The sequence below is a fragment of the Lysinibacillus boronitolerans JCM 21713 = 10a = NBRC 103108 genome (assembly GCF_000772935.1).
GTDB lineage: Bacteria > Bacillota > Bacilli > Bacillales_A > Planococcaceae > Lysinibacillus > Lysinibacillus boronitolerans.
This window is the reverse complement of the sequence record NZ_JPVR01000081.1, coordinates 259,047-272,109: the sequence shown is the minus strand read 5'-3', so window position 1 is coordinate 272,109 and position 13,063 is coordinate 259,047. Positions and strand designations below refer to the sequence as shown.

14 protein-coding genes are annotated in these 13,063 nt (G+C 38.2%); 10 read left to right on the top strand and 4 right to left on the bottom strand.

Features of this window, described 5'->3' with window-relative positions; genetic code table 11:
• The first annotated feature begins 43 nt into the window (after positions 1-43).
• The 5 genes from mdh to CD31_RS21940 all read left to right on the top strand — a co-directional run bounded on the left by mdh (position 44) and on the right by CD31_RS21940 (position 4,177).
• Positions 44-982 carry a malate dehydrogenase gene (mdh, locus tag CD31_RS21960; protein ID WP_036081278.1) on the top strand — a complete coding sequence of 313 codons (939 nt, stop codon included), beginning with the start codon at positions 44-46 and terminating at the stop codon, positions 980-982.
• A 171-nt stretch (positions 983-1,153) separates the two neighbouring features.
• Entirely contained in the window at positions 1,154-1,687 is a 534-nt protein-coding gene (locus CD31_RS21955) for a cysteine hydrolase family protein (protein WP_036081275.1), read from the top strand.
• Positions 1,677-2,222, top strand: coding sequence for a GNAT family N-acetyltransferase (locus tag CD31_RS21950; RefSeq protein ID WP_036081272.1), 546 nt, complete (start codon positions 1,677-1,679; stop codon positions 2,220-2,222). The genes CD31_RS21955 and CD31_RS21950 overlap by 11 nt, the downstream gene beginning before the upstream one ends.
• Before the next feature lie 25 nt (positions 2,223-2,247).
• A complete protein-coding gene (locus tag CD31_RS21945; RefSeq protein ID WP_036081268.1) occupies positions 2,248-3,117 on the top strand; it encodes a DMT family transporter in 870 nt (289 codons plus the stop codon).
• A 637-nt stretch (positions 3,118-3,754) separates the two neighbouring features.
• A complete protein-coding gene (locus CD31_RS21940) occupies positions 3,755-4,177 on the top strand; it encodes a hypothetical protein (RefSeq protein ID WP_036081265.1) in 423 nt (140 codons plus the stop codon).
• Positions 4,178-4,213: 36 nt separating this feature from the next.
• Here CD31_RS21940 and CD31_RS21935 read toward each other — a convergent pair whose 3' ends face one another.
• Together CD31_RS21935 and CD31_RS21930 are read right to left on the bottom strand one after the other, a co-directional pair.
• The gene (locus CD31_RS21935; protein WP_036081262.1) at positions 4,214-5,287 is read right to left on the bottom strand and encodes a hypothetical protein; all 1,074 of its coding nucleotides are present in this window, start codon (positions 5,285-5,287) and stop codon (positions 4,214-4,216) included.
• On the bottom strand, positions 5,280-5,834 hold the full coding sequence (locus tag CD31_RS21930; protein WP_036081259.1) for a sigma-70 family RNA polymerase sigma factor: 555 nt from the start codon (positions 5,832-5,834) through the stop codon (positions 5,280-5,282). Before CD31_RS21930 ends, CD31_RS21935 begins: the two co-directional genes overlap by 8 nt.
• 162 nt (positions 5,835-5,996) lie before the next feature.
• Between CD31_RS21930 and CD31_RS21925 the strand changes: the two genes are divergently transcribed.
• The 3 genes from CD31_RS21925 to CD31_RS21915 all read left to right on the top strand — a co-directional run bounded on the left by CD31_RS21925 (position 5,997) and on the right by CD31_RS21915 (position 8,345).
• Positions 5,997-6,554 (top strand): GNAT family N-acetyltransferase, encoded by a 558-nt coding sequence (locus CD31_RS21925; protein ID WP_016995133.1) that lies wholly within the window; start codon positions 5,997-5,999, stop codon positions 6,552-6,554.
• 176 nt (positions 6,555-6,730) lie between these two features.
• Complete coding sequence (locus CD31_RS21920) at positions 6,731-7,330, top strand: hypothetical protein (RefSeq protein WP_036081257.1); 600 nt, start codon at positions 6,731-6,733, stop codon at positions 7,328-7,330.
• Positions 7,331-7,361: 31 nt separating this feature from the next.
• A complete protein-coding gene (locus tag CD31_RS21915) occupies positions 7,362-8,345 on the top strand; it encodes a hypothetical protein (protein ID WP_036081255.1) in 984 nt (327 codons plus the stop codon).
• 148 nt (positions 8,346-8,493) lie between these two features.
• Here the strand turns inward: CD31_RS21915 and fumC are convergent, their stop codons facing one another.
• Entirely contained in the window at positions 8,494-9,885 is a 1,392-nt protein-coding gene (gene fumC, locus CD31_RS21910) for a class II fumarate hydratase (protein ID WP_036081252.1), read from the bottom strand.
• Between the two features lie 280 nt (positions 9,886-10,165).
• The gene (locus CD31_RS21905; RefSeq protein ID WP_004228943.1) at positions 10,166-10,381 is read right to left on the bottom strand and encodes a hypothetical protein; all 216 of its coding nucleotides are present in this window, start codon (positions 10,379-10,381) and stop codon (positions 10,166-10,168) included.
• 726 nt (positions 10,382-11,107) lie between these two features.
• On the opposite strand from CD31_RS21905, the gene CD31_RS21900 reads away from it, so the two are divergent.
• Positions 11,108-11,836 (top strand): AAA family ATPase, encoded by a 729-nt coding sequence (locus tag CD31_RS21900; RefSeq protein WP_036081249.1) that lies wholly within the window; start codon positions 11,108-11,110, stop codon positions 11,834-11,836.
• Positions 11,833-13,056, top strand: coding sequence for a GNAT family N-acetyltransferase (locus CD31_RS21895; protein ID WP_036081246.1), 1,224 nt, complete (start codon positions 11,833-11,835; stop codon positions 13,054-13,056). Before CD31_RS21900 ends, CD31_RS21895 begins: the two co-directional genes overlap by 4 nt.
• Positions 13,057-13,063: the final 7 nt, after the last annotated feature.

Below are 13,063 nucleotides of genomic sequence, written 5' to 3'. Positions count from 1 at the left end.
GGATCTTTAGCAATGAATCTATGTCGTTAGGAGGGGGAGGCAGATGAGCTTTAGGCGACCGAAAATCGTTATCATTGGCGCTGGACATACAGGTGCAACCGTCGCGTTAATGGTCGCACAGAAACAGATCGGGGATATTGTGCTAATCGATTTACCAGACTTCGAAAGTGCTGCGAAAGGGAAGGCATTAGATATTCTCCAAGCGGGACCAATAGAAAGATTTAACGTACAGGTGACGGCTACTTCAAACTATCAGGAAATCGCTCATGCTGATATTGTGGTTATCACGGCAGGTATTGCAAGAAAGCCTGGCATGACACGACAGGATTTAATTCATACAAATGCGGCAATCGTCCGCACGGTAAGCGAACAGATCAAACGTTATGCACCAACTAGCTATGTTATCGTCTTAAGTAACCCTGTCGATGCCATGACCTATGTTTGTCTGGAAGCAACGGGTTTTCCAAAAAATCGCGTCATGGGACAATCAGGTGTGTTAGATACAGCGCGCTTTAATACCTTTATCGCACAGGCACTTCAGCTCGCTGTCGAGGATATATCAAGCTTCGTCTTGGGTGGACATGGCGATGAAATGGTGCCACTCGTTCGCTATACGTATGTCGGAGGAATACCATTAGAAAAATTAATGCCACAAGCACAGATTGAGCAACTAGTGGAGCGAACGCGAAAAGGCGGAGGCGAAATTGTCGCCCTACTTGGCAATGGCAGTGCTTACTATGCCCCAGCTGCCGCCATTGTCCAAATGATTGAAGCGATTGTGAAGGATCAACGGAAAGTAATGCCCATCATTACGTATTTACAGGGCGAATATCAAGTAAACAACGCATGTATCGGTGTCCCCGTTGTTTTAGGGGGAGATGGTATTGAAAGTGTAATTGAATTGCATTTAAACGAAGAGGAACAGCAAGCATTTAATCATTCGGTTCACCAAGTTTATCAAACATTAGCCTATATCAAATGATGCAAGCGCATGACACCATCTAATAGTGGCATGTATTAGATGGTACTGTACATAGTTGAGGCACCTTACGATGTTGTAAAGGTGCTTTTTGTTGTGCAAAATTTTCTTTTAATGGAAGATCGTTTTCTGTACAATTAAAAAAGTTACTACTGATGCACAAAGGAGGATTCGATGAAACAAGCACTCATCATTATCGATATACAGGAGGCTTTCTTTCTAGATAGCCAGCAAAATCTTTGGAACAGTGAAGCTATTATCAAAAATATTAATGCCTCCATTACATGGGCACGGCGCAACGAAGTACCCGTTATTTTTATTCAGCATACAGACGCAGATGATGTTGATTTTGCATTAGGTCAACCAGGCTGGGAACTGTATCATGGATTACATAGACAGGCGGAGGATCAGGTGATTCAAAAAACAACGTGGGACGCTTTCTATCAAACGGAGCTGGCAGCTTATTTACAAGCGCATCACATCGACCAATTGCTTTTCGCGGGTGCTCAAACAGAGTTTTGTCTTGATACAACAATCCGTAGTGCTTTTAGTCATGGCTACCATCATAATATTTTAATAGAAGATGCACATAGCACCTTAGATAGTAATGTACTGGCAGCACCACAAATTATTCAACATCACGAATCCATTTGGCATAATCGTTTTGTGCGTATTCAGTCAATTGGAGGATTCCAACATGCTGTTTGATCAGAAAGAGCTTCAGATAAAAGAGCTATCCTATACAATTCGCTGTGCTCGACGCGAAGATGCCCAAGCCTTATCAGATTTACGCTTGCAATTAGACGGTGAAACGGAAAACTTCGATCGTGAACAGGGTGAGGCATTCATAGATCGAGCAGGCTTCGAGCAGCTTATTCAACAAGATAGCGAAAGTCCAAAAAATTTATGTTTAGTAGCGGTTGTCGCTGATCGGGTCGTTGGATTTTCAAGATGTGAGGGCTCTCCACTCAAAAGGCTTGCTCATAAAGTAACCTTTGGTGTTGGTGTCAGTAAAGAGTTTTGGGGCTATGGCATAGGAAAAGCCTTGCTGCAAGAATCCATTGATTGGGCAGATGCCAATGGTGTTCGCAAAATAGCACTAGAAGTGTTAGAAACCAATGAGAAAGCGATACAGCTCTATAAAAAAATGGGCTTTTTAGTGGAAGGCATTCTGAAAAATGATAAATGCCTTGCAGATGGCTTGTTCTATCACACGATCATTATGGGAAGATGGCAGGAATAGCATCGTAGAAGGAATTTAAAATAGCATGACAAATTTTATGTATATCTTTTGTTTGATTGTCTGGGGTCTTAATTTTATTGCAGTCAAAATTCAAGGAACGCCAGTCAGTTTAGAATTATCTTTAACCTATCGTTTAGTCATGACAGCCCTTTTATTTTTTATCCTTGCTTGGTTCATGAAACCACAGGGTAAGCCTCAACAGCGCGATGTACCCTTTATCATCATTTTTGGCGTTTGTAATTTTGCATTCAGCTATTTAGCGCTGTATTATGCGACGATATGGAGCTCGGCTGCTATTGTCACATTAATTTTTTCATTAAAAGTCATACTAACACCCATCGCTCTACGGATATTTCTCAGGGAGCCATTGCCTCGTCGTGTTTTAATTGGCGGTATTTTAGGTGTCATCGGCGTGGGGGTGCTGATTTATCCATCTTTACATAATATCGAGTTAAAAGGAGTGTTGATTGCCTTCGTAGGGACTGTCCTGACAGCCATCGGGGATGCAAGCTCTGCCAGAAATGCCAAGCAGCAGATAAACCCCGTTTATGCGAATGCCATTGGCTTTACAGTGGGTAGTGCAGTCATGTGTGTCATTGTTTGGCTACAGGGACAAACAGTCGAGATACCCAAATCCATTACCTACCTATCGGCTCTCTTGTATTTAACGCTTATCGCCTCCTTTCTCGCATGGTTATTTTACTTAAAACTAGTCGAACGAATTGGTGGGGCAAAAAGTGGCTATATGGTTGCGTTATTCCCCGTGATTGGCGGTATCGCTTCAGTTGTCATTGGCGAATCAACACTCAGTATTTATTTAATTTTAGGCTGTCTTTTTAGCTGTATTGGAGCTGCGATTGCCTTAGGCTTTAAAATTAAGCCTATTTTACGATGAACGAAAACCCCTTTCCCTTCATAAACTAGAGAAGAACGCTTGAAAAGGGTGAGGGACAAAATGTCATTCGTTCCATTGAATGCGATGGGTATCAGGAGAGAAAAAGATGAGGATCACTGGGACATTGATCGCTGGGAAAATGATGGTGGCAGAAGCTTAGAGGCGTAAGGGAGACAGAAATTTGTCTCCCTTTAAATATTTTTGAAACCTTTTGATCGAATGCTCGTATGATAAGTAGATAAGTTTTCATTGTCAGCTATAAAAAAGGGAGAAATGATTTTTTTGAACCATTGAACAAAACGATTACTATTCATTATTTACGTGATTGTCATTGCGGATGCGTATTACACAACGCTCTTTATTGAACCAAAAACACCGCCGCAACACCAAACCATCAAAGCAACAGCCATCACGGTAGACCAACTACGGTAGCAAGCCTCACAAAAGGAAGCGGACAACCCGTCGTTTGAAGCCTTTTTCCTTCAAGCAATTTCTTCAAAGCGTGGCCCAGGAAATGGTGATGCAAGAAAATTTCGTAGAAGCACGAACGCAAAAGCGTGTCTATTTACACTATCAACAGCTACGTTGCTGACACCCTGTACATTTACAGGGTTTTTTTAATAGGAGGAGTAAAAACATGAGTATGGCAACCTATATAGGCTTCAATTTTCCAGTTGAAATACAGGATGACTATACAGAAAATGAAGTTGACATAAATTATTTTTTCTCAGTAAAAGAGAATCGCCAAATTGTACAGGCAAAGCATTTTACAACACCCTATGTATATGAAATCGAAACAAAGGGAGAGCCCATTTGGCAAATGCATAACGATAATAAAGTGTATTCCCCACATAACTATGAAAAAGCCAAAAGAACTTTTCACCATGTATGTGACTTTCTAAAAAAATTCCTTCCCAAAGGAGATTATTGCGAAATCTACATTTGCTGGATAGGAGAAGAAGGAGAGGAACATGAGAAAAAACTGGCACTTTTGTTAGATCAACTTTCAGTAGAAGAGGTAGATATAGTTGAGAAATGTTTGCTGATGTTAAGAAACTAATACCTTCATTAAAGTAAAAGATTGAAGCAATAAGCCTCAATCTTTTTTCTGTTTGCTAGGAAGCTGATAACCCTCTAAGTCTGGAATGAATTCTTGAGGGTCAATCGATATATTCACTTCAAGCCTTTCTGGATGAACATAGCTTGTCAGCTCACCATGTTGGTCATATGTTTCACTTTTAATGAGAATGCCAGTATCTTTATCCACCCAAAAACGAAACGCTTCTGTCGTCCCTTTTAACTTTTCATTATTTGTCACCGCTTCATCCATTTTCCCAGCTAATACGATTGTATTATGACCTAACAACGCTTCATTTTGTTTTTCAATCTCCCAATGCCCCATATTTCTTAAATAACTAGCAGCTTTCTCATAAGCGAACAACGACATACTTGAACTTCCAAATGAAGGTCTTTCTCTCAATTTATTATATGAAATAGGCGGATATTTCAAGTCAATACTAAAAGCTTGCTCAGGAGTAACTATGTCTCGTTTTGATTTCTGTTTCGTTTCACTAACTGTATAAACTTTTTGTCCATTAAGTGCTGTATATTTTAACCAGCTCTTTCTGTTGTTATAAAAGTACTCCTGTGTATCGTTCTTGATTCCCGTCGTGTTATCATCTAAAGCGATTATCTTTTCATAGCCTCCAACTTCTTTTTTGGTACTTACTTTATAAGTAACACCCAATGTTCTAGTGGAACCGTCTTGAGAAATTCTATGTTCTTCAAATTTTCCAGCTGCTGAGTGAAAATAATCGATCGAATTTAATAATTTACTCACGACATCCTCTTTCGTCATATCCCCATAAAATTCTTCTTGGATCGGGGGATGATAAAGAGTAGTTTCCATTGTAGGTTCTTGTGAACGGTCTCCCTTAGCAACTGGTTGTTCTGTCAGCTCCGTGACCATAAAATAGCTAGCCCCTATAAGAAAAAAAACAATGACAGCTATAGGTAACAAATGATTGAAAATGGATTGAAATTGGGGCTGCTTCTTGTGACCTTTTCGAAGCCTCTGCCTTACTTTTTCTTTCTGTTTCTCATTAAAATGAATGTCCTTGAATGCCGTGTCATCCAATGCCTTGCCTATATTTTTAAACATATCATTCATTCATCTTGCACCCCTCCATTGATTTTTTGAGCAAAAGGCGAGCCCTATGAAGTCGAGACTTAATGGTTTGTAAACGCAAATCTAACAAATCAGCTATTTGGTTATAGGGCAGCTCTTCATAATAATATAAAATAATGAGTTCTCGGTAACGTATTGGTAGAGCAAGAATCTTTTCAGAAAGCAATCGTTTTTCCTCCTGTCCGACTAATTCCAACTCAGGGGATTCAATTGTACTCTTAATTTTTGAGAAAAATTCTGTCAGCACAATATTTCGATAAGACCAGCTTTTTAATCTATCTTTACATAGATTGACAGTAATTCGATATAACCATGTTTTATAGGAAGATTCATTCCTGAAATTATCTAAATGCTCATAGCACTTTATAAATACTTCTTGCGCAATATCTTCCGAAAGCTGCTTGTGCTTCATATACGTAAAGGCAAGACGTGCTATGTCATCTCCATATGCCTTCATCAACCATTCAAGCCTCTCCTCCTTACTACATTCACTGCTAACTTCTATTGATGTTCTCGCATGTTCAAGCATCCTCCACACCCTTTCAATTATTAGACGGAGTTGGTGCTATTTGGTTGTAATCAATTTACTATAATAACGATGGATTTGTAATAGCAGTAAAAGAGAGTATGAGAGATTCTTGTGTTATGATTCAATAGTAAAATGCTAATAAATGGTGAAAAGGGGAGTAGTATGCATACACAATTCGAATTTACTGTTTTTCCTCAATTGGAAACAGATCGCTTTATTTTACGAAAAGGAAAAATGGATGACCGCCAAGATATTTTGAGACTTTATTCTAATGAAAATGTAGTGAAGTACCTGCCATTACCATTGTTTGCTTCAGTTGAAGATGCTATTGATGAGATCAATTGGTATGAGAAAATTTTCAAAGAACAAAAAGGCTTAAGATGGGTAATCGAAGAAATTCAGACCAACAAAGTGATTGGCACATGTGGCTATTTGAATTATGAAAAAGAGCATAATCGTATAGAAATTGGCTATGATTTAAACCCTGATTATTGGGGGAAGGGTGTGATGCAAGAGGCTTTAAACGCGATTATCCATTTTGCCTTTACATCCATGGGAATCAATAAAATCGAAGCAAAAATAGAACCAGAAAACACAGCATCTATTAAACTAGTAGAGAAATTAAATTTTTCTCAAGAGGGCCTTTTGAGGCAACATGAATTTGAAAAAGGAAAGTATGTAGATCTCGCTATCTTTTCCCTATTGAAAAGTGAATTTTAGGAGGTTAGGAAAGTCGCACTCATCATGAGGGTGGCTTTTAATTTTGCCATTACTGCGAGATACATAGAGAATCAGCCATGTTAAACGTAACTATTAAATGGGAAATATTATAAAAATTAACTAGTGTAAGGTATTATTATAATAAATGGCTAACCTTCTAAAGAGGAGTGAGAGAGATGAAGCTCTTAAATGTTGTATTGACAGGACTATTGATAAGTGGATTGTTAATAGGTTGTACCGAGGAAGGAGAAACGAAAGGGGAACAGGTAAAAACAGAAGAAACAACAATCAAACAAGTAGCAGCAGTAAACCCTTCGAAAATTTGGAATGATGTATCAACCCCTGAAGACTTCAATAACTATGAGATTGAACCAACGTTGGAAGCATGGATTGCCTATCATGCCCAAGATATTAACAAAACAACAGATGTTGACGAATATTATCTAAGGGCAGATCGTCTCACGAAGGAAATGCTATATTTTAGGGTTCAAGGGGAAGACCTTCAAAAGGATTTTGAAAATTTAAATGTACTGCAGATTTTGATGGGACATCTGGATTATGTGATATCGGTAGAAAAACAACAAGGTCTTGATACAGCTGAGTTCTATGGAGAATTAACTAAATGTTTCAAGTATTTTACTGAATTACTTCACGATCTCAACGTAATTATCAATAACGATGGCAAGGGTGAAACATTCGGGCTCACACACCAATTAGACGGGAACAAGGTGGACGAACTCGAAAAACTTCTTTATTCAGAGGCCGGTAAGGAGTAAAAGTAAAATAGATTTATCAGGGGGGATATTTTTGAGTAATAAACAACTAATTCCTACAAATCAAGTTAAAGAAGAGTTTGAAGCTATTTTATTAGAACATGCTAGTATTGCGCATTGTGAGATTAATTTAAAAAACGGCACGATCAAAAACAACCAACGATTCGACACCCACTATGACGAGTTTGCTTTGGATACTGTGAATAATGAATTTTGTTTTAGTCTAAAAGCTAATAATAGCATAAACTTTCATAGAATTAATCTTCAAACATTCAGTCAAATCAATGCAATAACATTAGACTTAAACAATTATTTTTCTTCTGAAGAACTTAAGGAGGAAAGCTATTATTCCAAGTTAATTTACCTCAATCATCAATATTTGTTGTATTTTATTACGAAAAGAGAAATGAACTATGGACGTCCTTTTTATCAATGTATTTTTTTGGTAAACACTTCAACAGGAGAGATAAAACGATTAAATCCTTACCTTCCAAACGGAGATAATTTACTTAGATTAGATACGTCCAAAAACATCTATCTAAGCAATCATAGTCACTTATTACTGTTAAAAACTGGGAGAATAAGACCCTTTGAGAAACAAGCAATGTATAATGGAGTAGATATAGAAAATCCTTATCATGACCACCTTGAATCGATTTACTTAATGGAGGTTTCAACTTTAATTGACCAACAAAATTTTAATAATGCGACATTACTATCTTTACTAAATTATTCAGGTGCTTCTGAAAACTTACGATATGAGAACAATGTTCTGTCATACGTAGTATCTGATTTTACTAACAATACTAAAGAGTTAATAAAACATGATTTGTTAGACGAGGATGTTTCAAAATTTCAAGATGACCAATTAATACGAGATTATTTAAATTATGATTTTGAAATATTACCAAACTACTATCATTATATCTCTAAATTATCTAAACAAGAAAAAAGTAATACATATAATTTGATTGACGATGAATTGTCGTTTAATTTAAAGCTGAATGAGATAAGCTGAGAGAATTTTAACTTGTTATAAGCATCTGTAATGGAGGATAATTAGGAAGCTATTTGGCATGAATGCGATTTTTGCTTTCTTAAAGATATTTCCCATAAACAAAAAAGATTGAAGCCCATTAGCCTCAATCTTTTTATGGTCGCTCTCATTATTTTACATTCGGATAAATCATTGTTGCTGGGTCTACATATTCGTCGAACTGTTCTTCTGTAAGTAAGCCACTTGCGATGGCTGCTGCCTTTAAGGTCGTGCCTTCTTTGTGGGCCTGTTTTGCGATTTTTGCTGCGTTTTCATAGCCAATATATGGGTTTAATGCCGTTACAAGCATTAATGAATTTTGTAAATTATGATCGAGTACCTCTTTGTTTGGTTCAATACCTACCGCACAATGGTCGTTAAATGATTTCATTGTATCCGCTAATAGGCGAGTTGATTGTAAGAAGTTGTAAATGATGACTGGTTTAAAGACGTTTAATTCAAAGTTACCTTGAGAAGCGGCGAAGGCAATTGTTGCGTCATTCCCAACTACTTGTGTGACAACCATTGTCATTGCTTCACTTTGAGTAGGGTTTACTTTACCTGGCATAATGGAAGAGCCTGGTTCGTTTTCTGGGATCGTAATTTCACCAATACCTGAACGAGGGCCACTTGCTAGCCAGCGAACGTCATTGGCAATTTTCATTAAATCAGCCGCTAAAGCCTTTAATGCACCATGTGCTACAACTGCTTCATCATGACTCGTTAGGGCATGGAATTTATTTGCAGCTGATGTAAATTGTTTGCCTGTTAGCACACTAATTTCCTCAGCCACACGATCACCAAATTCAGGGTGAGCATTGATTCCTGTACCGACCGCTGTTCCACCAATTGCAAGCTCCTTCATATAGTCAATATTTTGGATAATCATATGCTCTGATTTTGCCAGCATAGCTGCCCAGCCGCTAATTTCTTGACCTAATGTAAGAGGTGTCGCGTCCTGTAAATGCGTACGACCAATTTTAATAATGTCTTTAAATTGAGCTGCTTTATCTTCCAAGGTTGCTTTTAGTAAACGTAATCTTGGTAATAAATAATCTTCCACTTTTAAGACAGCCGCAATATGCAATGCTGTTGGGAAGGTATCATTTGAGCTTTGAGATTTATTGACATCATCATTTGGATGAATACGGTCCGCTTCACCAGCATCCTCTAATAGTTGATTCGCACGGTGAGCAATGACTTCATTTACATTCATATTGGATTGGGTACCACTACCAGTTTGCCAAACCACAAGAGGGAATTGATCGTCCCATTGACCATTTAAAATTTCATCTGCAGCCTGCACGATGGCATTTGCTTTAATATCAGAAAGTTTGCCTAGTTTATTATTCGCAATCGCTGCACTTTTCTTTAGGATTGTCATAGCTTGCACAAGCTCGATTGGCATTTGTTCCGTACCAATTTGGAAATTTTCTTTACTGCGCTGTGTTTGCGCGCCCCAAATTTTATTGGCAGGTACTTTAATTTCACCCATAGTGTCTTTTTCAATACGATAATCCATGTCAAAACAGCTCCTTTAGTATGTAAAATTTTCCTCATGTACAGATAAAAACGGATACTCTTAGTCTGATGTAAGAATATCCGTTTGATACATGCTTATTCAAAAAAGAGGGGGATTCTGAATAAAGCAATTTGGAGAAAAGAAATAATCTATTGATAATGATAATTGTTATCAATTAAAAAGTCAACGGATATGCTTGAAGAAATTTAAGATGAGAATGATTCGCAATCCTTGCCTATTTTATTCCCGAAATTTAATGGAATAAACATGTTTTAGTCGACTATCTCTTTTTCTTTCCAAGCTCTTTAAGAGGCTGCTTTTTAGGGATTTTTTCGAACAATATCTTTACATGAAAATTGTTGTCATCGACTTGAAGTACCTCCAACACCTTTGCCTTGCGCCCTTTAATGCGAATATCCTCTTCCACAGTAGGTAGCTTGACGAGCAATTGACTTAAAACGGACGTCTTGTTTTCATAATAATGAGTCACAAACATCGCGATTCTCCTTCTGACTTTTGATTGTTACTCAATTTATGAGCGAGGGATAATAGTTAGAACTTTGGAGATGGTGGAAGACGCTGAAGAGTGATGAAAAATGTTAAAGGTGAACATCAAGTGAGGGAATCCGCGCTCAAGAAGGATTTCTAAGTGATCAAAAAGGTAGACAACCCGCTCAGAAAGGAAGTCTAAGTGATCAAAAAGGTAGACAACCCGCTCAGAAAGGAAGTCTAGGTGATCATAAAGAGAGAAAACCCGCTCAGAAAGGAACCCTAGGTGATCATAATAGAGAGGCAACCCTTTCCAGAAAAAAATCCAAGGTAATCATGGAATGAGGGGCAACTTGCTTATTTAAGAGAATTGATCAGCAAGCTACAGCGAAATAAATTGCAATGGAAAACACTACTGCATGTTGCAGGGAAATCATTCACTTAATCAGTTAGAGAGGAGGTCAATGTCCGCTTATTTTATCAGAAAATCAAAAATATGACATGTTTTTACCTTTGGAAATTGCAACTTTCGACATGTTTTTTATTTATTTCTCGGGAAATATCTCATAGCGAATTGTGAAAATGGTAGGGACTTCGTAAGCTGTTTTAGGCTATTTATGTGGTGGCTGGTTCGAATGGATACATAAAAAGGTGACATTTTAATCAAACAGGTGGGTGGAATACGTTTCAGCTAGGGGGATGTTCGCTATAATAAGATTAGGGAGGAAATGAAATGTATTTAAAATCATGTAAGGTGTTACAGGATACGATTCCCAATAAACAGGAGTATCCTTTTAATATACCAAGCTTGCAGGATTTGCATGAGCTAGAATTCCCAACAAATGTGACGTTCTTTGTTGGGGAAAATGGTTCTGGGAAATCAACATTACTTGAGGCGATTGCTGATCGCTGCGATTTCAATACGGCTGGTGGCGGTCGTCAAAATTTATATGAAGTACATAAGGCGGAATCTTCATTGGGGGAATATATCCGTTTGTCGTGGCTGCCGAAAATTTCGAATGGGTTTTTTCTTCGATCAGAAACATTTTATCAATTTGCCAGTCATATTGATTTGATAGAAGATCCAAGGAGATATAACGCTTTTGGTGGGAAATCGCTACATCATCAATCTCATGGTGAATCCTTTCTTGCGTTATTTATGAATCGCTTTAAGGGGAAAGCCATTTATTTATTGGATGAGCCTGAGGCAGCATTGTCTCCAACGAGGCAGCTGAGCTTGCTGAAAATAATGAAGGACCTTGAGCATGAGGCACAATTTATTATTGCTACACACTCACCCATTTTGCTTGGCTATCCGAATGCAACGATTTATAGTTTTGATCAAGGAGAAATTGAATCCATTCGCTATGAGGATACAATTCATTATATTGTGACCAAACGTTTTTTAGATGCACCACAGTCGATATTAAGAGAGTTATTTGATGAGGAGAGGGAATCATGAATCAACGAAAAGGCTTAATCATGCGAGAAATTCGATTAGATGAAATGGCACAGTCCATTGATTTACTGAATTATGTCTTTCAAATGTCAATGTCCATTCACAAGGATCGTCGCTTTGTGAATGCGAAGAGTAGGCAATTTAATGAAGGGCATGCTATCGGGTGGTTTGATGGTTCACAGCTTGTATCGCAAATTTTAAGTTTGCCTTTTGAGGTGAATGTGCATGGCAAGATTTATGAAATGGGTGGCATCACAGCAGTTGGGACATACCCTGAATATTCAGGGCATGGCTTAATGGAGAGCTTGATCATTGAAAGTCTGCAAAGTATGCGAAATGAAGGACAGTATATATCCTATTTATTTCCATATTCTATTCCTTATTACCGCAAAAAGGGATGGGAAATTATGAGTGATATTGTGGAGTTTCAAGTGAAGGATACACAGCTTCCTCATTATGCTGGGCTAAATGGGAAAATTCGCAGAGTTGATCCGAAGCATGAGGATGTGGTGGATATATACTCACGCTATGCGCAGAAGACGCATGGGGTAATGGTGCGCAATAGTATTGCCTGGAACGAGAAATTTCAGGAGGATTTCTGGGAGGAGAAATTTATAGATAGTGATGTGAACCTTCAGGCAGCGGTCTACTATGATGAAGAAGATGTGGCACAGGGCTACATGTTCTATCGTATTATGGAGGAAAATTATTACATTGATGAAATCGTTTATTTGCAGGAAGAGGCTCGTAAAGGTTTATGGAATTTCGTCTCGGCTCACAGCTCGATGGTCTACAATGTCTACGGGAAAACAACCGGAAATGAAGCGGTAGCCTTTCTATTAGAGGATAGTGAGATCATTCAAAAGGTATCGCCATATTTCATGGCAAGAATCGTCGATGTCAAAGAATTTTTACTGCGCTATCCATTTGTCGGTCAGAATTTCGAGCTCCAGCTAGCTGTCAGTGATCGTACTGTTGCGTGGAATAATGGTACGTACATCATCAAAATGAAAGATGGAAACCTTTCTGTGCAAAAGGTAAGTGAGACGTTAAACGCGAATGCTGTGCATTTAACGGTGCAAACATTGGCGACCATGCTGTTAGGCTATAAACGTCCAACCTATTTAGAAAGAATTGAACGATTACAGGGACGTGCAGAGGAAATTGCATTGCTCGAGGCGGTTTTACCAGTAGGTATCCCAACATTTATTGATTATTTTTAAGTGGTAT